The following is a 23,841-nucleotide window of genomic DNA, read 5'->3' as shown; positions in this document are numbered from 1 at the left end:
GCTCCGCCGCCGCCGCGCTCAGGCGGTCTCGGCCTGACGCTGCTCGATCTGCTCGATCGCATCGACGACGGCGTCGAAGGTCAGCATGGTCGAGGCGTGGCGCGCCTTGTAGTCGCGAACGGGTTCGAGGAACTTCAGATCCTGGAAGCGACCTTCCGGTGGCGGGCCGTTCTCCTTCAGCATCGCCTTCATATCCTGGCGAACCGACTTCAGCTCTTGCGCCGTCGCGCCGACGATGTTGCGCGCCATGATGGAGGAAGAAGCCTGGCCAAGGGCGCAGGCTTTGACGTCGTGGGCGAAATCGCTCACCGTGCCATCCTCCATCTTCAGCCACACACGCACCTTCGAACCGCAGAGCTTCGAATAGGCCGATGCTTCCGCATCCGCGTCCTCCAGCGATCCGATGCGCGGAATGTTGCCTGCGAACTCCAGGATACGCGCGTTGTAGACTTCGTCGATCATGACATGCCTGCCTTGCCTTCCAAACCGCATGCCGAGCCGCTATATGCGTGCCTCGGAATTTCTATACACATGGCGGTTTACCTGCCTATGTTCAAAGGTTGGAGCGCACCGGTGCGAATGCAAGCCATGTTCGACCGCTTGAACCATACCATCGGTCGATGAAACGCTTTCGGGCGGATTTCCGCACCCGACGATATGCCAATGAAGCGCGGCCTCTGGCTGGCCGCGTTCGAAAGACGAAACCGTAAAGAGCGATGCGAAAACAAGCCGGAGCCCCCAAGACCATGGACGCACGCGTCGAACCCTTTCCGGAACCTGCCGCCGCGGACCGGCGCCCGAGCCGGGCGGAGGCGGAAGAAGCCGTGCGCACGCTGTTGCGCTGGACCGGCGACGATCCGACGCGCGAGGGCTTGCGCGACACGCCGCGCCGGGTGGTGGATTCCTACCGTGAACTCTTCGCCGGCTACGACCAGGACGCCGCGGAAATTCTCGGCCGGACCTTCGAGGAAGTCTCGGGCTACGACGATATCGTGCTCGTGAAGGACATCCCCTTCTTCTCGCATTGCGAGCACCACATGGTGCCGATCATCGGCAAGGCGCATGTCGCCTACCTGCCGGACGAACGCGTGCTCGGGCTTTCCAAGATTGCCCGCGTCGTCGAGATCTTCGCCCGCCGCCTGCAGACCCAGGAGGCGCTGACGGCGCAGATCACCGACGCCATCGACGAGACGCTGGGCCCGCGCGGCGTCGCGGTGATGATCGAGGCGGAGCATCTGTGCATGTCGATGCGCGGCGTGCGCAAACAGGGCTCGCTGACGACCACCAGCCGCTTTACCGGCGCCTTCAAGGACCATGCGCAGAACCAGGCGCATTTCTTCGCGCTGCTGCGCGGCCGGGACGCGGCGTGAGAACCGCCCTTCGGATCCCATCATGACCGATCGATCCATCGGCACGCCGATCGACGAAGCCGAGCGTGAGATGGGCGCCACACTCGCGCCGCGCTTCGACGCGAACGGGCTGGTGACGGCCGTCGTCACCGATGCGGACGACGGCACGGTGCTGATGCTCGCGCACATGGACGCCGATGCGCTCGCCCGCACGATCAAGACCGGCGAAGCGCACTTCTTCAGCCGGTCGCGTCGGCGCTTGTGGAAGAAGGGCGAAACCTCCGGCAACGTGCTCGACGTCGAAACCGCCCGGATCGACTGCGATCAGGATGCGGTCTGGCTGACGGCGCGTATCCGCGGCTCCGGCGTCGCGTGTCACACCGGCGCACGCTCGTGCTTCTACCGGCGCATCGAGAGCGGGCCGGACGGCAAGCCGAGGCTCGTTCACGAGACGTCGCGATAGGGCGTGCCTGCGCCTTTCAGCCCGCGATATAGCTCTTCATTTCCTCCGCCTCCCGCTCGACGCTCTCGATGCGCTTGCGCACGACGTCGCCGATCGAGACGATGCCGGCGAGCTTGCCGTCGATCTCGACGGGCAGATGGCGGAACCGGCGTTCGGTCATGACGGCCATCACCTGTTCCACCGTATCGCTCTCGCGACACAGCGTGACGCTCTTCGTCATCGTCGCCGAAGCCGGACTGGACAGCGCGTCCTCGCCGCGATGGGCAAGAACACGCACGATGTCGCGTTCGGAGAGAATGCCGCCGATCTTCCTTCCTGCATCGACGACGACCGCCGCGCCGATGCGCTTGGCGGCAAGCAATTCGATCACCGAGCGAAGCGGCGTGTCGCCGGACACCGTAACGACGTCGCGGCCCTTTTCGTCGAGTATCGCCTTCACGTTCATGGTCACCTCCCGCATTCGGCGAAGCACGTGCCGCACCGAACGTTCATAGCGTCGTTTTGACGCAGAAGATGGTGCGCTCGCCGAAACGGGAAATCAAGATATCCGCGTTCGTGGTCAGGTCCAGTGGCGCCGGTCGAACGCGCCGAAGCACAGGAAGCCGAGCAGGAAACCGCCGACATGCGCCTGCCACGCGACGGCGACGCCCGCCCCCGTTCCCGGCGAGAAGCCGACCGCGGTCAGGAGGTTGATCGCGAACCAGATCACCACATAGGCGAGCACCGTGCGATTGCGCAGCGCCTCCACGATCCCGACGCGGGGAAGGAAATGCGCGTTTTCCCGGCGGAACGGGCCGCTGCGCGGAAACGCGAACCGTGCCGCCGCTCCCATCAGTCCCGATACGACACCGGAAGCGCCGATGACCGGCACCGGCTCGGCCCAGTTCAGGGCCAGAAACGCGAAGGCGGAGACGACCGAGGCGGCTAGCCAGAAGATCGTGAAGCGCGCCGGCCCGAGCCTGCGCGCAACGACGGCGCCGAAGGCGACGAGCCAGATCGAGTTGACGAAGATATGGACGAAACTGCCGTGCAGAAACGCGTAGGTGAGCGGCGACCAGAGCCATGCGGTGGATTGCTGGTCCAAAGGGGTGGCGTAGCGGATCGGAATGAAGGCCGTCTGCAGCAGGAACGCCTGGTTCTGCGCCGCCGTCAGCACGTAGACGCGTGCCAGATGCACGAGCCACAAGGCGGCGAGGAACCACGTCAGCACGGGGGGCACGTTGAACATCGGCTCGCGCGGCGGCCGGCCGTACTGCGCCGAATAGGCAGGCCTCGGCGGTTCGGGCGGCTCGGTTCTGTCGCGCATCCTCGGTCCTTCCCGTTCGCGTGCGGCTTCGTTCCTTAAACGTACGGCCGAAGGATATCCACCATCTTCCCGGGCACGCGTTTTCCGATGCAACCGTACGGTGGCATGGCATTCGCATTGCCTTCGATTGACCGCCTTCGTGTTCGCACGGATGTGCCAATGCGAGACGGTCGATCGGATGCGGAAGCATGGGAACGCTCATGAGACATACGGCCAGCCTTCACGTCTTCGCCTACTGGAACCGCCTGCGTGCCGGACGGCTCGCACCGGATCGGCACGAGATCGCGCCGAGCGAGCTGAAGAGTCATCTGCCGCACGTCTTCATGGCGACACGGCCGCAGGACGACGCGCCGCTCGCATTCCGGCTCGCCGGTACCGCGATCTGCGGCATGATGGGCCGTGAACTGCGCGGTAGCCGTGTCCATGCGCTCTGGTCCCCGGACGAACACGAGGCGATAGACGGCGCGTTGGAAGGGGTCCTCAAGACCGGAAGGGTTGCGGTCCTCGGGCTTTACGGCTTCAGCACGCTCGGCCGGCGGGCGGAATTCGAAATGACGGCGATGCCGCTTGCCGGCGAAGACGGGATCGAGCGGCTGTTCGGAACGCTGGTCCCACTTACGCGCCCCTATTGGCTCGAGATCGACACGCTGACCGGCTTCGTCACGACCGCGCTCGATACGTTTGCCCCGGACGAGGATCCGCCATCCGCTACGCAAGTGCCGTCCGCTGGCGATACGCAACGGGTCGACGAGGTTTCACCCCGCGCAATGGCGCCTTCACCCCGCACCACGGCGCTTTCACCCCGCGCAATAAGGCGCCGCCGCTTCGGCCTTATCCGTGGCGGACGCCAGGACGGTTGAAACGCGGTTTCGCGAAGTGGCACGGTCGTGCCGTTTCGACACGTTTCGGGCCGTCCCGCTCGCGCATGCCCGGCGCGCAACGCCCCGCAAACCCGGGCAGTCGCGGCACCGACTTACGCAATGTTAACGGCTCGCACGCTAGCTTCGCCTCGCCCCGAAACAACATGTGCAGACCGAACTCGTCATGCAAACCGCTTTCCACCAGAAGCCGTCCAATCTCGCGCACGAAACGTTCCATCGTGTGCGTATCGACCTGCCCGGACGGCTGATGCGGGCGAGCTACGAAGAGTTCGACTGCACCGTTACCGAGATGTCGCCGGGCGACGTGCGGTTCGAGACGGAGGCGAAGCCGGTCACGGGCGAGCGCATCGTCGCCTACCTCGATCACCTCGGACGCGTCGAAGGCCATGTGAGCGAAGTCGCCCATGACGGTTTCGTGCTGGAACTGAACGCGACCGACCGCAAGCGCGACAAGCTTGCGGCACAGCTGACCTGGATCGCCAACAAGCACGAACTCAGCCTTCCCGAAGACCGCCGCCACGAGCGTCTTTCACCGCGCAAGGCACAGTGCGACATCCGCCTGAACGACGGCCGGGAATACCCCTGCCGCATCATCGATCTCTCGCTCTCGGGTGCCGCGATCAGCCTCGACGTGCGCCCCGCCGTCGGTGCGCAGGTGACGCTCGGCACGATGCGCGGGCGTGTCGTGCGCCATTTCGAGGAAGGCGTTGCCATCGAGTTCGCGGCCATCCAGCCGCAGGACGCGCTGAAGCGCTTTCTTTAAGCCGTGCGATAGGGCCTTTCGTTTCCGTCTGGAAACGCATGCCGGTTCCGTCGCTGCGGGACTGCCTCTCCCCCCCTGCTCCACGACGTCCTCATGACGTAGCATCATACTCGGTGGACGCGGCCGGAAGTGATCCCGCCGGCGTTTGCGACATCGGACGAACCCCGCCGTCTGTCTGCCACCATCCGTCAAGACGACCTGCTGTTGCAGGGTCGATAAGGCGGCGTTAGCCTTGAGTCGATTTCGTGTCCTCTCTGCGGACGCACCGGTCTGCTCGGGCGCGCGAACAGCCGTGTCGCCAGCGGCCGAAGCCCTCCTGAAACAGACGACGCAATGTCCGAATCCCGATCCGATACAGCGAGCGCGCACTTCTTAGTTTGCCTAACCCGATGGAATGACCCGGCTTATACCCGATCGATAAAATTTTAGACGAATACGCGAAGTATTCGATTTGATTTCGCTGGTTGTTCTTCGCGTGAAATCAAAGTGTTGGTGGCATTGTTCGTCTCGACAGGGAGACGAAGATGAAAAATCTCGCCACGCTCATCGCCGCCGTCGTCGCCGGCCTGGTACTTGCTCCTCAGGCCGTATCCGCCGGTCCGCATCCCGCCTTCATGACCGAGACCGGACCGACCAGCCCGCCGATCGGACATTACGAGTTCTGCGAACGCGAGCCGGCGAGTTGCGCGGCGCATACGGCCAACGCGGCATCCCTCACCCTGACGCGGGAACGCTGGCACATGCTCCTGAAGGTCAACCACGCGGTCAACACCGAGATCATGCCGGAAACGGACGAGGCGGCATACGGCATGGAAGAATACTGGACCTATCCCGACCACGGCGTCGGCGACTGCGAGGACTACGCGCTTCTCAAGCGCAAGCGCCTGAAGGCCGAAGGTTTCCCCGCATCCGTCCTGCTTCTGACCGTCGTGCGCCGGCCGAACGGTGAAGGCCACGCCGTCCTGACCGTCCATACCGACCGTGGCGACTTCGTCCTCGACAACATGCACGATCGCGTGCTGCTGTGGTCGGAGACGGACTACACCTATCTCAAGCGCCAGTCGTCGCTCGACGCCAAGCGCTGGGAGAAGATCTCCAACGGCCGTCCCGCCCTCGTCGGCAGCGTGCGCTGACCTGACCCTTCGGCACGAAGAGCGACGGCGCGCTATGCCGTCGCGTCGTCGCCGACATTCTCCTTGCCGGCGACGCGATGCGCGAGCGCGGCTTCCATGTATTCGTCGAGCCCGCCGTCGAGCACGCCCTGCGGGTTGGTGTTTTCGAGTCCCGTGCGCAGGTCCTTCACGAGCTGATAGGGTTGAAGCACGTAGGAGCGGATCTGATGGCCCCAGCCGATCTCGGACTTCGCCTCGGCCTCGGCACTGGCGGCCGCCTCGCGGCGCTTCAGCTCTTCCTCGTAAAGGCGCGCGCGAAGCATGTCCCACGCCTTGGCGCGGTTCTTGTGCTGCGAGCGCTCCTGCTGGCACTGCACCACGATGCCGGTCGGCTCGTGCGTGATGCGCACGGCCGAGTCCGTCGTGTTGACGTGCTGTCCGCCCGCCCCTGACGCGCGATAGGTGTCGATCCGGCAATCGGATTCGGCGACGTCGATCGAGATCGAATCGTCGACGACCGGATAGGTCCAAACGCTCGAAAACGAAGTATGCCGGCGCGCGGCGCTGTCGAAGGGCGAGATGCGCACCAGCCGGTGGACGCCGGACTCCGTCTTCAGCCAGCCATAGGCGTTGTGGCCGCGGATCATGAGGGTCGCGGACTTGATGCCGGCCTCTTCGCCGTCATGCACCTCCATCACCTCGATCTTGAAGCCGCGACGCTCCGCCCAACGCGTATACATGCGAAGCAGCATCTGCGCCCAGTCCTGGCTTTCCGTACCGCCGGCGCCGGAGTGGATCTCCAGGTAGGTGTCGTTGGAATCCGCCTCGCCCGAAAGCATCGCCTCGATCTGGCGTCGCTCGACGTCGCCCTTCAGTTCGCTCAGCGCGCCTTCCGCCTCGGCAACGATGCCGGCATCGTTCTCCGCCTCGGCGAGCTCGATCAGTTCGAGGTTTTCGGAAAGGTTGGTCTCGATCCTGCGAACGGCGCCGATGCCCTCCTCAAGCTGCTGGCGCTCGCGCATCAGGCTCTGGGCCTCCTGCGGATCGTTCCAGATCGCGGCGTCCTCGGCCTTGTTGTTCAGATAGTCGAGACGTTTGACGGCCTGATCCCAGTCAAAGATGCCTCCTCAGCAGGCCGATGCCCTGCTGGATCTCGTCGACGGTCGTCTGCGTTTCCGTGCGCATGTCGTTGCTACCGCGTCCCTTGGTCGTGGTTCGATGGTCGGCCTGATGTAGTTTGCGGCCGGGCGGCTGTCAAAGCGCGCACCGCATCGACTTCGCGGTTCAGTAGAGGCCGCCGGAGCCGCTCGAGATCGCGCGCTCGGCCTGGGGCGAGACGTCGGTGATCTGCGCGCCGCTCGCCATGCCGTCGCCCATGCCGATCACCGAGTAGGTCTGAGAAGGACCGGTGCCGGGCTTGAAGAACTCGGTCATGACGTTCTGGTCGCCGGGCGTTGGCGCCATGCCGGTCTTGCGATCGATCCGCATGGCGAGCAGGCCCTGCGGCTCGTGGAAGTCCTGCGGCTTGGTGCCCTTCAGCGCATTGTTCATGAAGGTGTTGAAGACCGGAGCGGCGAGCGCGCCGCCGGTTGCGCCGTGGCCCATCGGTTTTGGCTGGTCGTAGCCGATATAGACGCCGGTGACGAGATCCGGCGTGTAGCCCACGAACCAGGCGTCCTTCTCGTCGTTGGTCGTGCCGGTCTTGCCGGCGACCGGCCGGTCCATGTGCACGCCGTGCGAGGCGGTACCGCGCTGGACGACGCCTTCGAGGATCGAGGTGATCTGGTAGGCGGTCATCGGGTCGAGCACCTGCTCGCGCTTGTCGACGATCTTCGGCTCGTTCTGCCCGTGCCAGTCCTTCGCGTCGCACCCTTCGCAGATGCGCTGGTCGTGCTTGTAGATCGTCCGCCCGTAGCGATCCTGCACGCGGTCGATCATCGAGGGATGGATCTGCCGTCCGCCGTTCGCGAAGACGGAATAGGCCGAGACCATCCTGAGCACCGTCGTCTCGCTGGAGCCGAGAGAATTCGGCAGGAGTGGCGGCAGGTGATCGTAGACGCCGAAATTCTCCGCGTATTGCGAGACGAGCTTCATGCCCATGTCGCGGGCAAGGCGCACCGTCATGAGGTTCCGCGAATGCACGAGGCCGAAACGCAGCGTCGCCGGTCCGGCCTGTTCGTTGGCGTAGTTCTTCGGCTGCCAGAGCTGTCCGCTCACCGTGCGCACGTCGATGGGCGCGTCGAGAACGAGCGTCGACGGGCTATAGCCATTGTCGAGGGCCGCGGCGTAGACGATCGGCTTGAAGGAGGAACCCGGCTGGCGCTCGGCCTGCGTCGCCCGGTTGAACTGGCTCTGGTCGTAGGAAAAGCCGCCGACGAGGGCCAGCACGCGCCCCGTGTGCGGATCCATCGCCACGAGCCCGCCCTGCACCTTCGGCGGCTGGCGCAGCGCGTATCGGATCGTCCCGTCGTCGCCCTTTTCCGGCTCGACATAGACGACGTCGCCCTTCGAAAGCACGTCGTCGGGCGAGTTGGCGTTGCGCCGGTGACCCTTCGAGACCACATGATACGCCCATTTCATGTCCTGCGGACGGATCGTGCCGGTCCGTCGCTCGTCGTCGGCCTTTCCGGCTGCCGTCGTTCCGGGCTCCAGGCCGATCTTCACGCCGCTGGTACTGGCGTCGAGCACGACGGCGAGGCGCCACTCGGGAACGTCGTTCAGTCCCTTGACCGCGTGGAGCGCCTTTCCCCAGTCGTCGCCGAGGTCGATGGTCTTGACGGGTCCGCGGTAGCCCTGGCGCTGGTCGTATGCTTCCAGCCCCTTGCGCAGCGCCGCACGGGCCATGCGCTGCAGATTGGGATCGAGCGTGGTGCGCACGGAAAGCCCGCCCTCGTAGAGGGCCTTGCGGCCGTAGCGGTCGATGATGTCCTTGCGAACGGCGGAGGTGAAGTAGTCGGCGACCGGCAAGTACGAGCCCGGATGCTGGAACTTCACGCCGAGCGGCTGCTTCTTGGCCGTCGCCGCTTCCTTCGTGCTCAGATAGCCGTTCTCCGCCATCCGATCGATGACGTAGTTGCGCCGGTCGATCGCCTGGCGGGTATCCTCGAAGGGATCGTAGTTCGCCGGACCCTTCACGATACCGGCGAGATAGGCCATCTCCGGCACCGTCAGCGCGCTGACGGACTTGTTGAAGTAGGTCAGCGCCGCGCCGGCGATGCCGTAGGCCCTGTGGCCGAAATAGATCTCGTTCAGATAGAGTTCCAGGATGCGGTTCTTGCTGTAGGCATGCTCGATGCGCATCGAAAGCACCGCTTCGCGGATCTTGCGCGCGAAGGTCTGGTCGGAACTCAGAAGGAAGTTCTTGGCCACCTGCTGGGTGATCGTCGATGCACCGACGAGGCGGCGATCCCTGCCGAGGTTTTCGACATTGGTGGCCATCGCTCGCAGGATGCCGGCGGGATCGATGCCGGGATGCGAATAGAAGTTCTTGTCCTCGGCCGAAATGAAGGCGGCCTTCACGCGGTCGGGAATTGCCTGGATCGGCAGGTAGAGCCGGCGCTGATGGGCGTATTCGGCCATCAGCTCTCCGTCTGCCGCGTGCAGTCGGGTCGCGACGGGCGGCTCGTAATTGGCAAGCACCGTATAGTCGGGAAGGTCGTCCGTGACGTTCTGGACGTAGATCGCGAGCCCGCCCGCAACGACGAAGAAGGCGAGCGCGCCGACGGCGAAGAGATAGCCGATGAACCTGATCATGCCTGCCCTGCCATGCGCCCGACGCCGCACGCGCCGCGGCCTGTTCCGCCGGCCGCCGAGGCGCTTGTGTATAGCGTGCTTTCGTATCGCATGCTTCCGTACGATGTGCGCGCCGCAACGACGCACCGCGAGTTTCGCCCCCTCGGCTCGCCGCTGTCTAGTGGGTTTGCATGGCCGAAGGAAGCCTTCTTCGAAGGCTCCCCGCAACATGGTGAAACACAGCCCGTGCCGAGGCAGCGCTTTTCGGAACGCGGCGATGGGAAACGCTTGGCGTTCATCGGCTTTCCGGGCTCACCTTGTCGCGATAGGCGAGGATCGCCTTGGTCATCAGCCCCGCCACCTTCGCCCGCCATTGCGGATCAATGAGTTGCTTTTCGTCGTCCGGGTTCGAGAGGAAGCCGAGTTCGACCAGGACCGACGGCACGTCCGGCGCTTCGAGCACGCGGAAGCCGGCATGGCGCTGCGGGTTGTTGATGAGGTCGACGTCGCCGGTGAAGGCGGAAATCACGCTGTCGGAAAGCCGTCCCGAAAAGCGGCGCGTCTCGCGTCGCGTGAGATCGGCGAGAATACCGGCGACCGCCTTCGGCTCCGAACCGACCTTGAGGCCGGCCACCGCATCGGCGCGGTTCTCGCTCTGGGCGATCTGATTGGCGAGGCGGTCGGAGGCGTTGTCGGACAGCGTGTAGACCGTCGCGCCACGAAGCGACTTCACGGATATGGAATCGGCATGGATCGAGACGAAAAGGTCCGCGTCGTTTTCCCGCGCGATCTTCACCCGGTCTGCCAGGCTGACGAAGGTGTCGTCGTCACGCGTGAGAACGACGTGCAGATCATGCCCGCCGAGATCGGCGGCGAGCTTCTTCGCGAAAGCGAGCGTCACCGTCTTCTCCGCCGTCTCGTCGACACCGACGGCACCGCCGTCGATGCCGCCATGGCCGGGATCGATCACCACGGTGAAGGCGCTTGCGTTGCCGCTGGTCGTCTTGCCCTTCGCCGCGTCCACCCCGCCGGTTTCGGCTTCCCTCCAGTTCTGGGAGGAAAGCAGATCGGAAAACTGCGACGCGGAGACCGGCGTCACGTCGAATGTCGCGCGGTAGCCGGCACCGCCGCCGTTCGCCTTCACCGATTCGAGGTGCGCGCGTGCGGGTTCGTCCGTCTGCAGCACGATGCGGGCACGATGCGGCCCCATGGCACCGGCCCGCAGACGCGTGACGAGACCGGTCGGCACGAGCGACTTCTCCGGAAAGCCGAGGACGGTGTCGGAAAAGTCGACGAGGATGCGCCGCGGCTTGTCGACGTAGTGGATCGCGACGTCCGGCTTGCAGTCGAAGTCGAGGACGAGCTTCACCTGCTTCGCGTCGCCTGCGAGACTAGCGGAAAAGGCGAGGCAGCGATCGTCCGCATGTGCCGGCTCGATACCGATACCCGTCATGTACGCAAGGAGGGTGAAGAGCGTGACGGCGACGAGCCCTCGTCCGGCCCGGCCGTTCCGACGATCCTTGCCGACGAAGGTCCGTCGCAGCGCATTCAGCGTTTCAGCCGTTCGTGAGGCCATCGTCGTCCTTCGTCTTCCCATCCGCGATCGGTTCGCAGCATTCGCACCGTGAGCGGCCGGCGACAAGCGCACTGCGCGAAGGCGAACCGATGCCATGCCTGCCGTTCGAATACGGCGATCTCATGCACGCCGTCCCGGCCGGCGTAGAAGTATTCCGCGTCTTTTCCCTTGCAACGCGTGTGCTTCGACCATAAAAGCGAAAGTGAGAAAAGGATGCATTGGCGGGATAGAAACGCCAGTCCTGGGCCGCCGACGGTTTAACTGCCGGGCGCCGGACCAAGGCTTCATCCAGCATTGGCATGGGTCCCGATCTCGTACGTAAAACGATTGATTCGTCGGGTATGCCTGATCGGCTTTGCGGCTGCGTGCCGCCTTTCCATCTTCAAGCACCCGATTTCCCCACGGACTCTCGCAGTCCTGTTTGTACTGGCTTCTCGTTTGACAGTGTTGGTTGCAACGACGGATATCCCGACTGATGCGCGCACCGTTCGCGCCACGTCGTATGGTTCGGATCGTCCCGCAACGCGGCTGAATCGGACGGAAGCCCATCGATCCGGCACCCCTTCGTCGCATTCGCCCGGCGGCCCCTTGCGGGCCGAAGCCGGGCAAAGCGCGATCGCGTGCCGAGGAGCATCCCCTTCATGGCAGAAAAAATGCTTATCGACGCGTCTCACGAGGAAGAGACACGCGTCGTCGTCGTTCGCGGAAACCGCATAGAGGAATTCGATTTCGAGTCGCAGCACAAGAAGCAGCTGCGCGGAAACATCTACCTGGCCAAGGTCACGCGGGTCGAACCCTCGCTGCAGGCCGCGTTCGTCGAATACGGCGGAAACCGGCACGGCTTCCTCGCCTTCTCCGAAATCCATCCGGACTACTACCAGATCCCGCTTGCCGACCGTCAGGCCCTGCTTCAGGCAGAGGCGGAAGCCGAGCGCGAGCAGGCCGAAAGCGAAAACGGCGAACGCGATTCCGAGGAGGCGGAGACCAAGAAGGCCCGCTCTTCTTCGTCCAAGAGCAAGCCGCGCCGCAGCCGCAGCCGCAAGAAGACGGCCGATGCCGAAGCGGAAACGGCCGACGACGGCAATGCCGGCACCGACGCCGAAACGCCGGCGGAAGACGTCGCGTCTCAGGAGCCGAGCACGGCATCGGACGAGGCCGCGCCCAACGGCGACGAAGCCGTCGCCGCGCACGACGTTGCCGGTGCGGATGACGAGACGCCGGCCGAGGTCGAAAACCACGTCGACGAGCCCTCGCCCGACGAGGACAAGTCCGGCCCCGACGAGATGCTGGCGGCGGTCGAGACGGACAGCGTTTCCGAAGAGATCGAAAGCGAGGACGACGATCGTTCCTCGCGTCGCGGACGGCGCAACGGCAGGTCCTCGGCGCGCCGGAACGACGATCACAACGGCGAGGACGAGACGAACGGCGACGGCACGAAGGTCGAGTCGGTCGGTGCCGAGGACGCCCTCGAGGAACTGCCCGAGCGCTCGCAGCGAGCCAAGCCGCGCAAGCAGTACCGCATCCAGGAAGTCATCAAGCGTCGGCAGATCCTGCTGGTGCAGGTCGTCAAGGAAGAGCGCGGCAACAAGGGCGCGGCGCTGACCACCTATCTTTCGCTTGCCGGGCGCTATTCAGTGCTGATGCCGAACACGGCGCGCGGCGGCGGTATCTCGCGCAAGATCACCAACGTTACCGATCGCAAGCGGCTTCGCGAGATCGCGCACGAGCTCGACGTACCGCAGGGTATGGGCGTCATCCTGCGCACCGCCGGCGCCAACCGCACCAAGGCGGAGATCAAGCGCGACTTCGAGTATCTGATGCGGTTGTGGGAGAACGTGCGCAACCGCACGCTGACCTCCAAGGCACCGACCCTCGTCTACGAGGAAGGCAGCCTGATCAAGCGTTCGATCCGCGATCTCTATAACAAGGACATCAACGAGATCGTCGTTTCCGGCGACGAAGGGTATCGCGAAGCCAAGGCCTTCATGCGCATGCTCATGCCGAGCCATGCCAAGGTCGTGCAACCCTATCGCGACATTCATCCGATCTATGCGCGCTCGGGCATCGAGGGGCAGCTCGACCGGATGCTGCAGCCGCAGGTCACGCTGAAATCCGGCGGCTACGTCATCATCAACCAGACGGAGGCGCTCGTCGCCATCGACGTCAACTCCGGGCGTTCCACGAAGGAACACTCGATCGAGGAGACGGCGTATCAGACGAACCTCGAGGCCGCCGAGGAGATCGCGCGCCAGCTTCGTCTGCGCGACCTTGCGGGTCTGATCGTCATCGACTTCATCGACATGGAGGAGAAGAAGAACAACCGCACCGTCGAAAAGAAGATGAAGGACTGCCTGAAGAACGACCGCGCTCGTATTCAGGTCGGCCGCATCTCGCATTTCGGCCTTCTCGAAATGTCGCGCCAGCGCATCCGCGCGAGCGTGCTCGAAAGCACGACGCAGGTCTGCGAGGTGTGCAACGGCACCGGTCACGTACGTTCGAAGTCGTCCGTCGCGCTCTACTGCATCCGCGGTATCGAGGATTATCTCCTCAAGAACACGACGCACGACATCACCGTGCGCGCCCTGCCCGAGACCGCGCTCTACCTGCTCAACCAGAAACGGGAGACGATCGTCGAGTTCGAGCGTCGCTTCGGCCTTTCGATCGCCATCGAGGCGGACGAGAACGTGACCACCCAGCATTTCGAGATCGATCGCGGCGAGCCGGTGCCCGAGCCCGTACGCATCGAGAACCTCGCGATCGAGATCGAGGAAGCCGCCGAAGCGGAGGCGGAAGCCGACGAAGCGGCGATCGACGAGATCGAGGAGACGCCCGACACGGCGAACGGCGAGGACGGCTCCAAGCGCAAGCGCCGCCGGCGCCGGCGTGGCGGACGCGGTTCCGACGACCATAACGATGCATCGGAGACGGCCGAAGCTTCGGGCGAAGACGGCGGTGAAGCCGAAGCCCACGATGGCGAGGACGACGACGATGACGCCCAGCGCCAGCGCAAGCGCCGCCGTCGCGGCAAGCGCGGCGGACGCCGCAAGCGCGCTTCGGATCAGGAATCGGGTGCTTCCGACGAATCGTCGTCCGACGATCACGAGGCCGACGAGGGTTCGACGCCGGACGCCGAACAGCCGGTAGCGAGCGAGCCGGAAGCGGGGGCGAATTCGCCGGCCGACGACGACCAGAACGCGGCCGCCGCGCAAACGCCGGAAGAGCCGGGTGAAAAGAAGAAGCCGCGCCGCTCCAGGCGTCGGCGCAAGGACGACGCGGAAAGCGAGACGCCCCCTGTCGAAGCCGATGCCGTCGAACCCGCCGTCTCGGCGCCGGAAGCGAACGTCGCCGAGGAGACACCGACGCCTGGGCCTATCGTCGCGACCGATGCGAACGACGAACCGGCAGACGGGGATGCGTCCCCGGTCGAGGAAAATGCGACGGAAGCGGCTCGCCAGCAGACCACGGACGAACCCTTCGGCAGCGAGCCGGTCGTCACCTCCTCCGAGGCGGAAACCGATACCAAAGCCGAAAAGCCTAAGCGCAAACGCATGGGCTGGTGGCAACGCCGTGGCTTCCTCTAGACGGTTTCCGTTGATGCCGGACGTGCGTCGCTCCTGAGCGCGGCACGAACCGGAATATCCCGAAAAGAACGGCCGCGTCGGATTCCATCCGACGCGGCCGTTTCTTTGTGCGGACGGGGGCGCAATGCGTCTGGCGCCGCTTATTCAGTGCCGCCCAAGAAAAACATCGTCGGCGTTTCGAACGAAGAGCCTGTCGCGCTACGTCAGCCAGCGTTCCATGCGGTCGAGCGCTTCCGCCATGTCCTCGGTCGCGCCGGCATAGGAAAAGCGCATGGTGCCGCATCCGTCGACGAGATCGAAATCGAGGCCGGGCGTCGCGGCGACGTCGATCGCCTCCAGCATGCGTTCGGCGAATGCCAGGCTGTCGTCGGCGTACCGGGTGATGTCCGCGTAGGCGTAGAAGGCGCCGTCCATCGGCGACGCGATCTCGAGGCCGATCGCCGGCAGGCGTTCGGAGAGCAGCGCCCGGTTCTTGGCGTAGCCGGCGCGCACGGCGTCGAGTTCGTCCGTCCCGTCGAAGGCGGCCATCGCGGCGATCTGCGAGAGTTCGGGCGCGCAGATATAAAGGCTCTGCGCGACACGCTCCATCGGCCGGATCAGGGTTTCCGGCAGGACCATCCAGCCGATGCGCCAGCCGGTCATGCAATAGTATTTCGAAAACGAATTCACGACGATCGCCTCGTCGGTCAGTTCGAGGGCGCTCGTCTCTTCGCCGGCGAATGTCAGGCCGTGATAGATCTCGTCCGAAATGAAGGCGATGTCGTTGGAGGAGCAGTAGCCGGCCAGCGCTTCGAGCGCGTCGCGACCGGTCACGGTGCCCGTCGGATTGGCGGGGCTTGCGAGCAGCACGCCGGCGATCCGCCCGATCCGGCGTTGTTCGGCTTCCAGAAGGTCCGGGCGCAGCGTGAAATCGCTATTCTCGTTGACGGGAATCTCGACCGCTTCGAGTTCCAGTGCGGCAAGGATGTTGCGATAGGCGGGGTAGCCCGGCCGCGTGATCGCGATGCGATCGCCGGGATTGAACATCGAAAGGAAGGCGAGATTGAAGCCGGCCGACGAACCGGTGGTGACCGCAATCCGGTCCGGTGCGACCTCCACGCCGTGGCGTCCGAGGTAATACGCAGCGATCGCCGCCTTCAGGTCGGCGCGTCCGAATGCGTCCGTATAGCCGATTTTGCCCGCCTCGAGCGCGAGCTGCGCCGCGCGCCGTGCCGTCAGCGGCGCAGGATGGGCCGGCTGGCCGACGGCCATCGAGATGACGGGCCTGCCGGCGGCCGCTCGCTGATTCGCGCGCGCGAGCACGTCCATCGCCCGGAAAGGCTCGACGATGCTGCGCGAGGAAGGATGAATCACGCTTGATCTCCCGCGTTTTTCGTTTCGCCGACATCATGCAGACCCCGTTCGCATTCACAATGGCGTCAGACGCCGGATTGCGCACCCATCGGTCGTTTCAAAGCGCGACGGAGAGCGAGATGATGCCGTCGCGTCGCGGTGTCGCCCGTCGGTGCGCGGACGGCCGACGGATGACATGCCGCGTCCGGCGCAGTATGCGAGGCTCGACATAAGAGCCTGCAAGGCGCAAGCCGCAAGCAACATGGAGGAATGCCGTGCCCCGCATGAAGCGCATCCGACGCCTCGCCGCCCTCACCCTCGCCGCCCTTACCCTCGCCGGAAACGCGCTCGCTTCGGATTCGTCCGGCTTCGATCCGTCGAACAAGGAACAGCTCGGCCAGTTCGTGCACGATTATCTCGTGCAGCATCCGGAAGTGCTTCTCGACGCGCAGGATGCGCTTCAGGCCAAGCAGCAGCAGGCCGCGCAGAAGAAGGTCGCCAAGGTCATCGCCGACAACCGGCAGGCGCTTTATTACGCGCCCGGCGACCTCGTGCTCGGCGATCCCGACGGCTCCGTTACCCTCGTCGAGTTCTACGACTACAACTGCCCGTATTGCCGGGCGGCCGTTTCCGACATGAAGACGATCGTCGCCAACGAGAAGGGCCTTCGCTACGTGCTGAAGGAATTCCCGATTCTGGGCGACGATTCGATGGCGGCGAGCCGGGCGAGCATGGCGTTCGAGATGCTTGCGCCGAACAAGTTCAAGACCTTTCACGACCGCCTGATGGCGATCAAGGGCTCTGCCGATGCCGAACGCGCGGAGAAGATCGCCGCCGATCTCGGCGTCGATCCCAAGCAGCTCGAAGCGAAGATGAAGGATCCGAAGATCGGCGCGCGCATTCGCCAGACATACGCGCTCGCCGACAAGCTGAACCTGACTGGCACGCCGGCCTACGTCGTGGGCGACATGGCGGTCTCCGGCGTGATCGGTGCCGACGCCCTGCGCAAGGCGATCGGCAACGTACGCGCATGCGGAAGCACGACGTGCTCGTGATGAAAACGGGCAACATCCGGCGTTAACGCTCCGTTTACCGTGAATGGCGCAGCGTACGGGGCGAAAAGAGTCCTTTCATCCCGGAAATGACTTGCTTATACCACGCACCGAGGGTCGGTAACGGCGATTCCGGAAACGGGATCCGTCGCGTGCCGGGCTTGGTCGTGGTCGACCGCAGCCGGCGTCGATCCGTACGGATATCGTGACCGCGATGCCGCCGGCGCTGGGCGCGCGGCATCGACGGACATAAGGAATAAAGGGGTAAACCCGATGGCCATCAAGAAGAACGGCGTCGATCAGCAACTCATTCGAGATCTCGCCAACATTCTCACCGAGACCGATCTGACGGAAATCGAGATCGAGCAGGAAGAACTGCGCATTCGCGTCTCCCGAAACGGCACGGTCCAGACCGTTCAGGCGACCGCCGCGATGCCCGGTGCGATGCCGGTCTCGCCGCCCGCTCTGGCGGCGACCGAGGCGGCCGCCGATACGCCGGCGCCCGTGCCTGCCAACACCGTGAACTCGCCGATGGTCGGCACGGCGTATCTCGCGGCTTCCCCCGGCGCACGGCCCTTCGTCGAGGTCGGCCAGACGATCCGCGAAGGCCAGACGGTCATGATCGTCGAGGCGATGAAGACGATGAACCAGATCCCTTCCCCGCAAGGCGGAAAGGTGGTCGAGATTCTCGTCGAGGACGGACAGCCGGTCGAGTACGGTGAACCGCTGATCGTCCTCGAATAGGCGCGGCAATGTTTCAGAAAATCCTCATAGCCAATCGCGGCGAGATCGCGCTTCGCGTGCTTCGCGCCTGCAAGGAACTCGGCATCCCGACGGTTGCCGTCCATTCCACGGCCGATCACAATGCCATGCATGTTCGCCTGGCCGACGAGAGCGTTTGCATCGGCCCGGCCCCTTCGCGCGAGAGCTATCTCAACATCCACGAGATCGTATCGGCCTGCGAGATCACCGGCGCGGACGCCATTCATCCGGGCTACGGTTTCCTTTCCGAAAACGCCAAGTTCGCGGAGATCCTGGAAGCGCACGGCCTGACCTTCATCGGCCCCACGGCCGAGCACATCCGCATGATGGGCGACAAGATCACGGCCAAGAAGACGGCGGCCGAACTCGGCATTCCGGTGGTTCCCGGTTCCGAAGGCGGCGTCTCGACCGACGAGGAAGCCGCCGCGATCGCCGAGGAGATCGGCTATCCGGTGCTCATCAAGGCGACCGCCGGCGGCGGCGGGCGTGGCATGAAGGTCGCACGCGGCCCCGACGACCTGTCGATGGCGCTTTCGACCGCGCGCAGCGAGGCACTGTCCTCCTTCGGCAACGACGAGGTCTATATCGAGAAATATCTCGCCAAGCCACGCCATATCGAAATCCAGATCATGGGCGACGGCGAAGGTGCCGCCATCCATCTTGGGGAGCGCGACTGTTCGCTCCAGCGCCGGCATCAGAAGATCTGGGAAGAGGCCAACTCGCCGGCACTCGACCCCGACCAGCGCCTGGAGATCGGCGAAACCTGCGCTGCGGCCATGCGCAAGCTCGGCTATCGCGGGGCCGGCACGATCGAGTTCCTCTACGAAGACGGCAATTTCTACTTCATCGAGATGAACACCCGTCTGCAGGTCGAGCATCCCGTCACCGAGGCGGTGACGGGCATCGATCTCGTCCACGAGCAGATCCGGGTGGCGTCCGGCGCCGGCCTTTCGTGCACGCAGGAAGAAGTGCGCTTCATGGGCCACGCCATCGAATGCCGCATCAACGCGGAAGATCCGCGCACCTTCGTGCCCTCGCCCGGCCGCATCACGCACTACCACACGCCGGGCGGGCTCGGCGTTCGCGTCGATTCCGGGGTCTATCAGGGCTATTCGATCCCGCCCTATTACGACAGCCTGATCGGCAAGCTCATCGTGCACGGCCGCACGCGCATGGAAGCGATGATGCGCCTGCGTCGCGCGCTGGACGAATTCGTGATCGACGGGATCAAGACGACGATCCCGCTCTTCAGCGAACTCCTGGCGAATCACGACATCGCCGACGGCAATTACGACATTCACTGGCTCGAGCATTTCCTCGAGGAGAGCCCGCCCGTTCCGCAGGCCTGAATAGACTTTCGGCGGGGCGGAGCGCGTTCGAGGATCACCAGCCGTCGGGAACGGGACGGCGTTCCGCCGACCGGTTCCGGTTCGCGGCCAATCGAGGGCGATCTGCCATGCCGACTTCGAAGGAAAATGCGCAAGCTCCGACCGCTGAGCTGACGAGCCGTACGCACGGCGTCTTCGCCATTGCACCGACGCCGTTCCTTCCGGATGGCGCGCTCGACGAAGCGTCCGTCTCCATGATGTGCGACTTCTACGCGGAAGCCGGTGTCGACGGCATGACGGTGCTCGGCATCATGGGCGAAGCGAACAAGCTGTTGCCGGAAGAGGCGTTGACGCTCGTTCGTGGCGTCATCGCTCGCTTTTCCGGACGACCCGTCGTGGTCGGCGTTTCGTCGCCGAACCTTCGCGCGCTCGAACGCCTTGCCGGCGAGGCGATGGCGGCGGGTGCTGCCGGCGTCATGTTCACCCCGCCTTCGACCCTTCGCACGGACGACCAGATCGTCGGCTATGCACGCACGGTGAGCGAGACGCTGGGGCCGGACGTTCCCTTCGTTCTACAGGACCATCCGACTGCGACCGGGCTCGTCATGTCGCCCATCGTCATCCGGCGTATCGTCGAGGAATGTCCGTCCTGCGTCATGCTCAAGCACGAGGACTGGCCCGGGCTCGACAAGATCACCACGATCCGCGCCTGGCAGAATGCCGGCGAGATGCGCCGCACGGCGATCCTGTGCGGTAACGGCGCGCTCTTCCTCGATTTCGAGATGGCACGTGGCGCCGACGGCGCGATGACGGGCTACGCGTTCCCAGAAATGCTGGTCGACGTCGTCCGCAACTACCGCAACGGAAATCGGGAGGCTGCGCAGGACATCTACGACACGCACCTGCCGCTCCTGCGCTACGAGCAGCAGCCGGTGGTCGGGCTCGCCGTTCGAAAGCACGTGCTCGCGCGCCGCGGCGCGATCGCCCACGAGACGCTGCGCGCGCCGGCGCCCGCGCTTTCGCCTGAGACGCTCGCCGATATCGACTATCTGCTGGCGCGGCTCGCAAGGCACGACATGCGCGCTGGCTGACGAGCGGCGAATCACGCCGATCGGTCAACGACATTCATCGTGCCCGGCAGCCCTTTTCGAGGTCGACTTATCCCGAAATCGATGTTTTGAGCCTCATTCTCTAGCTCTGTGCCGTCCCGAACGCGCGCTTAACGCTGCATTAAGCCTTGCGGAACACAAATAGAACGGTTAATTCTGTTCTGTCTTTGTTTCGTTGCGCCGGAGAGCGGCATGTTGACACGCAAGCAGCACGAGTTGTTGTTCTTCATTCACGAGCGAATGAAGGAAAGCGGCATTCCCCCCTCTTTCGACGAGATGAAGGAGGCGCTGAACCTCGCCTCGAAATCGGGTATCCACCGGTTGATCACGGCGCTCGAGGAGCGCGGCTTCATTCGCCGCCTTCCCAATCGCGCGCGGGCACTGGAAGTGCTGAAGCTGCCCGATATGCAAGGCGGCGCATCGCCCCGGCGTGGCTTTTCGCCAAGCGTCATTGAGGGCAGCCTCGGCAAGGAAACCGCATCTTCGAACCTTCCAGTTCGTCGCGATGCGGCACCCGCTGCCCCCGCTTCCAACGAAGTGCCCGTCATGGGCCGAATCGCGGCCGGCGTGCCGATCTCCGCGATCCAGAACAATACGCACGCGATTTCCGTTCCGGCCGAGATGCTTGGCAATGGCGAGCATTACGCGCTCGAGGTGAAGGGCGATTCGATGATCGAGGCCGGCATTCTGGATGGCGATACGGTGGTGATCCGCAACGCCTCCACGGCCAATCCCGGCGATATCGTCGTCGCCCTCGTCGACGAGGAGGAAGCGACGCTCAAGCGCTTCCGCCGCAAGGGCGCATCGATCGCCCTCGAAGCCGCCAATCCCGCTTACGAGACACGTATCTTCGGTCCGGACCGCATCAAGATCCAGGGACGGCTCGTCGGTCTAATCCGTCGCTATCATTAGTCGCCTCGTTCTCGGCGGCACATGCGCAAAATCGAAGCGCGCCGTACGCCAGTCGTAATAGCGTTGCCGGGTCCATGCGCGAACGATCCCGCCAAGCGCGGTATGCTCGATGACCCGGTAGCTTGCTGCGCTCCAGCGGGTCGCTCCATGGACGGGGCCGCTCTTGGCATTACGCTTGAGACCCTCCCCGTTCGATGACGGTAAAAGCCGCGTAAGCGAAAGCGTCACGGCGCCCGAGTGCCGCAGGGTGCGTGCGGTATAAAGCAGCGCACCGGAGTGGCAGTGCTCCATGCGCACCGGCCGGTCGGTCACCACGATGTCGGCGAGATCGCACGCGGCACCGAGAAGTGCCGGGTCGCGAAGCGTGACGATCCGCGCGCCGTTGTCGAGCGTTGTCGCGCACCATTCCTTCTCCAGGCACGTGAACGTGCCGGACGCGGCCGTCTGCAGTACCTTTCGTATGGTACGTGCGGCGTCTTTCGGCGGCAGCGTTTCGCCTTCGCCGTCCGGCTTACCCGGCCGGTTTGCAGTTTCGAGGAAGACGGGGGTTTTCGCTTTCCGCCCGGCGAGGGCGTCGGTCCATTGGTCCATGATGAAACCGGGCGGGCGTTTGCGATCGACGGCGACGGTTTGTCCGCGCGGCAACCCCACCATGCCGCCGTCCCCCGCGATGACGATATCGGGAGCGTGTCGCCATACGGGAAAGGCGACGAGCATGCCGGCGCCGACGAGCATGACGATGCCGAGCAGGCGCAAACGCGAGCGCAGCAGCGTCGCGAGCACCAGCCCGACGACGAAGAGAAGCAGGATCGCCGGCGGAACGCGCCCGGTGGCCGCCGTGCCGCCAAGTGCCTGCACCGTCTCCGCGATCCGGATGACGCCGGTCAGCCCGAGCCCCATCCCCTTCAGGGCGAGCGCATCGAGCCCGAACGGCATGGCAAGGGTCGCGACGAGCCCGAGCGGCATGACGACAAGGGTGACGAGCGGCATCGCCGCGAGGTTGCCGATGACGCCGAGCAGCGCGACGCGGTGGAAATGATACGCGGCGAAGATGCCCGTCGCGAAGCCCGCGACCAGCGAAGTCAGCGCGATCGCGCCAAGACCGACCACGAGCCCGCGCAGTACACGCACGCCGCGCGATCCCGTTTCGGCTGGAGACGATCCGGCCGGTCCGCGCCATGCCGTATAGGTGGCGACCAGCGCAAGGGTCGCCGCGAACGACATCTGGAAACTCGGTCCGACGACCGCCGCCGGGTTCGTCAGCACGATCAGGCCTGCGGCGAGTGCCACGTTTCGAAGCGTGATCGCCGGCCTGTCGAAGCAGATGGCGAGAAGCATGATGGCGAGCATCAGCCATGCCCTGATCGTCGAGACCGCCCCACCGGATAGCACCAGATAGGCCGTGGCGACGACGAGCGCGGCGACGGCCGCGATCTTCTTGACCGGAAAGGCTTCCGAAAGCGACGGAATCAGCGATGCCGCACGCCTTACGAAAAGGAAGAGCGTTCCTGCGACAAGCGCCATGTGGAGCCCGGAAATGGCGAGGATATGCGCCAGGCCGCTCGCGCGGAGCGCTGCGACCACGTGATCGGGAATGGCACGCCTGTGCGCGGTGACGAGCGCGGAAGCGAAGGCGCCGTTTGCTCCCGGCAGGACGGTCCGGATGCGATGGTCGATCGTTCCGCGAAGCCGCGACATCGCGCGGTGGAAACGAAGTCCGAGTGTCAGTTCGGAGGCAGGCAGGCGGACGCCCGGGGCCGGCGGACCGTAGAAGAAGCCGACCGCACCGATCCCGTGGAAGTAGGCATTGAAGGCGAAGTCGAACTCGCCGGGCATGACTGGGCCGGACGGCGGCATAAGGCGCGCGAGACCGCTGATTTCCTGGCCGATCTCGACCGGCGGCGCTCGCCCGCGCGCAAGCAGGCGCACGGTCTGCGGCGGGCGGTGGATGGTCGGATCGTGCGTATCGGCGATGCGAACGAGGTACCGCCAGTTCCCGTCCGCATCGTTCTCGCGTGCCACGACGAGACCATGAAGACGCGTGGTGACCTCGCCGTCGAGCAGGATCGTTCCGCGGCGCTCGATCTGCGCGCTCGCCGCAAGCATGCCCGTCAGCACCGCCGCGACCGCGAGGACGAGCGGCGCCCACGCCCGACCGCGCGCATGGGCGAAAAGCGCAAGCATCGCGAACTGGAGAAGGCCGAGCGCGATGGGAAGCACGGGAACCGGCCTTGCCGCGGCGAAGATGCCGGCGGCACCGAAAACCGCGAAGACTGGGAGGAACAGGAAGGGCTGGCCGTAGCGCGCCTCCTCGGCGCACTGGCGCCGGACCCACGTCGAGATCTCGCCGATGCCCCGGAACATCGCGCCAGCAGACGCCGCCCGCATGCGAGAACGATCGCCGACGCGGTCGGCCGTGGGGTCGTTGTGCATGCTCATTGCCCCCGAACGCCCTTCCCCGCCCGATCCCGGAACGCGATACATTCGGCTGGAACGGCTCCGACTGCAAACGCTGGATCGGCGTATGGAGAGACTTTCGCGATGAAACCGGCGGTGTTTTCAGGCGAAAGCCGGTCGGTTCGC

The 23,841-nt window shown here is 64.9% G+C and carries 19 protein-coding genes; 11 read left to right on the top strand and 8 right to left on the bottom strand.

Going from position 1 to position 23,841, the window contains the following annotated elements:
• Nucleotides 1–18: 18 nt before the first annotated feature.
• Nucleotides 19–462 carry an iron-sulfur cluster assembly scaffold protein gene (locus FJU11_RS03325; protein WP_141165605.1) on the bottom strand — a complete coding sequence of 148 codons (444 nt, stop codon included), beginning with the start codon at nucleotides 460–462 and terminating at the stop codon, nucleotides 19–21.
• A gap of 284 nt (nucleotides 463–746) precedes the next feature.
• Here FJU11_RS03325 and folE point away from each other — a divergent pair, with 284 nt between their 5' ends.
• On the top strand, nucleotides 747–1,370 hold the full coding sequence (folE, locus tag FJU11_RS03320) for a GTP cyclohydrolase I FolE (protein ID WP_141165604.1): 624 nt from the start codon (nucleotides 747–749) through the stop codon (nucleotides 1,368–1,370).
• A gap of 22 nt (nucleotides 1,371–1,392) precedes the next feature.
• Nucleotides 1,393–1,812: a phosphoribosyl-AMP cyclohydrolase gene (gene hisI, locus FJU11_RS03315; RefSeq protein ID WP_141165603.1), complete on the top strand. Its 420-nt coding sequence runs from the start codon at nucleotides 1,393–1,395 to the stop codon at nucleotides 1,810–1,812.
• Between the two features lie 16 nt (nucleotides 1,813–1,828).
• On the opposite strand, the gene FJU11_RS03310 is transcribed toward hisI, so the two are convergent.
• Both FJU11_RS03310 and FJU11_RS03305 read right to left on the bottom strand, forming a co-directional pair.
• The gene (locus tag FJU11_RS03310; protein ID WP_141165602.1) at nucleotides 1,829–2,257 is read right to left on the bottom strand and encodes a CBS domain-containing protein; all 429 of its coding nucleotides are present in this window, start codon (nucleotides 2,255–2,257) and stop codon (nucleotides 1,829–1,831) included.
• Between the two features lie 114 nt (nucleotides 2,258–2,371).
• On the bottom strand, nucleotides 2,372–3,118 hold the full coding sequence (locus FJU11_RS03305; RefSeq protein WP_141165601.1) for a rhomboid family intramembrane serine protease: 747 nt from the start codon (nucleotides 3,116–3,118) through the stop codon (nucleotides 2,372–2,374).
• A 200-nt stretch (nucleotides 3,119–3,318) separates the two neighbouring features.
• On the opposite strand from FJU11_RS03305, the gene FJU11_RS03300 reads away from it, so the two are divergent.
• The 3 genes from FJU11_RS03300 to FJU11_RS03290 all read left to right on the top strand — a co-directional run bounded on the left by FJU11_RS03300 (nucleotide 3,319) and on the right by FJU11_RS03290 (nucleotide 5,895).
• A complete protein-coding gene (locus FJU11_RS03300; protein WP_181408024.1) occupies nucleotides 3,319–3,978 on the top strand; it encodes a PAS domain-containing protein in 660 nt (219 codons plus the stop codon).
• Between the two features lie 184 nt (nucleotides 3,979–4,162).
• Nucleotides 4,163–4,762 carry a PilZ domain-containing protein gene (locus FJU11_RS03295; RefSeq protein ID WP_141165739.1) on the top strand — a complete coding sequence of 200 codons (600 nt, stop codon included), beginning with the start codon at nucleotides 4,163–4,165 and terminating at the stop codon, nucleotides 4,760–4,762.
• Nucleotides 4,763–5,286: 524 nt separating this feature from the next.
• Nucleotides 5,287–5,895, top strand: coding sequence for a transglutaminase-like cysteine peptidase (locus FJU11_RS03290; protein ID WP_141165599.1), 609 nt, complete (start codon nucleotides 5,287–5,289; stop codon nucleotides 5,893–5,895).
• Between the two features lie 32 nt (nucleotides 5,896–5,927).
• Here FJU11_RS03290 and prfB read toward each other — a convergent pair.
• From prfB to FJU11_RS03275, 3 genes are all read right to left on the bottom strand, one after another.
• Nucleotides 5,928–7,059, bottom strand: a protein-coding gene (gene prfB / locus FJU11_RS03285; protein WP_141165598.1) for a peptide chain release factor 2 whose coding sequence is annotated in 2 segments (ribosomal slippage) — nucleotides 5,928–6,989 and nucleotides 6,991–7,059 — 1,131 coding nt in all. Because the reading frame shifts where the segments join, the coding sequence is not laid out codon by codon here.
• A gap of 99 nt (nucleotides 7,060–7,158) precedes the next feature.
• On the bottom strand, nucleotides 7,159–9,627 hold the full coding sequence (locus FJU11_RS03280; RefSeq protein ID WP_141165597.1) for a penicillin-binding protein 1A: 2,469 nt from the start codon (nucleotides 9,625–9,627) through the stop codon (nucleotides 7,159–7,161).
• Between the two features lie 274 nt (nucleotides 9,628–9,901).
• Nucleotides 9,902–11,182 (bottom strand): N-acetylmuramoyl-L-alanine amidase, encoded by a 1,281-nt coding sequence (locus tag FJU11_RS03275; RefSeq protein WP_181408023.1) that lies wholly within the window; start codon nucleotides 11,180–11,182, stop codon nucleotides 9,902–9,904.
• A gap of 641 nt (nucleotides 11,183–11,823) precedes the next feature.
• On the opposite strand from FJU11_RS03275, the gene FJU11_RS03270 reads away from it, so the two are divergent.
• Nucleotides 11,824–14,763 carry a ribonuclease E/G gene (locus FJU11_RS03270; RefSeq protein WP_141165595.1) on the top strand — a complete coding sequence of 980 codons (2,940 nt, stop codon included), beginning with the start codon at nucleotides 11,824–11,826 and terminating at the stop codon, nucleotides 14,761–14,763.
• Nucleotides 14,764–14,961: 198 nt separating this feature from the next.
• Here the strand turns inward: FJU11_RS03270 and FJU11_RS03265 are convergent, their stop codons facing one another.
• On the bottom strand, nucleotides 14,962–16,071 hold the full coding sequence (locus FJU11_RS03265) for a pyridoxal phosphate-dependent aminotransferase (protein WP_407946657.1): 1,110 nt from the start codon (nucleotides 16,069–16,071) through the stop codon (nucleotides 14,962–14,964).
• A gap of 308 nt (nucleotides 16,072–16,379) precedes the next feature.
• Here FJU11_RS03265 and FJU11_RS03260 point away from each other — a divergent pair, with 308 nt between their 5' ends.
• The 5 genes from FJU11_RS03260 (at nucleotide 16,380) to lexA (ending at nucleotide 21,258) form a co-directional block, all read left to right on the top strand.
• Nucleotides 16,380–17,150 (top strand): DsbA family protein, encoded by a 771-nt coding sequence (locus tag FJU11_RS03260; RefSeq protein ID WP_141165593.1) that lies wholly within the window; start codon nucleotides 16,380–16,382, stop codon nucleotides 17,148–17,150.
• 270 nt (nucleotides 17,151–17,420) lie between these two features.
• A complete protein-coding gene (gene accB / locus FJU11_RS03255; RefSeq protein WP_141165592.1) occupies nucleotides 17,421–17,891 on the top strand; it encodes an acetyl-CoA carboxylase biotin carboxyl carrier protein in 471 nt (156 codons plus the stop codon).
• 8 nt (nucleotides 17,892–17,899) lie between these two features.
• Complete coding sequence (gene accC / locus FJU11_RS03250) at nucleotides 17,900–19,258, top strand: acetyl-CoA carboxylase biotin carboxylase subunit (RefSeq protein ID WP_141165591.1); 1,359 nt, start codon at nucleotides 17,900–17,902, stop codon at nucleotides 19,256–19,258.
• A gap of 107 nt (nucleotides 19,259–19,365) precedes the next feature.
• Nucleotides 19,366–20,328 (top strand): dihydrodipicolinate synthase family protein, encoded by a 963-nt coding sequence (locus tag FJU11_RS03245; protein WP_141165590.1) that lies wholly within the window; start codon nucleotides 19,366–19,368, stop codon nucleotides 20,326–20,328.
• A gap of 210 nt (nucleotides 20,329–20,538) precedes the next feature.
• Entirely contained in the window at nucleotides 20,539–21,258 is a 720-nt protein-coding gene (gene lexA / locus FJU11_RS03240) for a transcriptional repressor LexA (protein WP_141165589.1), read from the top strand.
• Here lexA and FJU11_RS03235 read toward each other — a convergent pair.
• On the bottom strand, nucleotides 21,238–23,691 hold the full coding sequence (locus FJU11_RS03235; protein ID WP_181408022.1) for a ComEC/Rec2 family competence protein: 2,454 nt from the start codon (nucleotides 23,689–23,691) through the stop codon (nucleotides 21,238–21,240). The two genes, lexA and FJU11_RS03235, sit on opposite strands and share 21 nt — an antisense overlap.
• Nucleotides 23,692–23,841: the final 150 nt, after the last annotated feature.

This window comes from Pararhizobium mangrovi (assembly GCF_006516965.1).
GTDB classification, from domain to species: domain Bacteria; phylum Pseudomonadota; class Alphaproteobacteria; order Rhizobiales; family Rhizobiaceae; genus Pararhizobium_B; species Pararhizobium_B mangrovi.
This window is presented reverse-complemented; position numbering and strand designations above follow the sequence as displayed.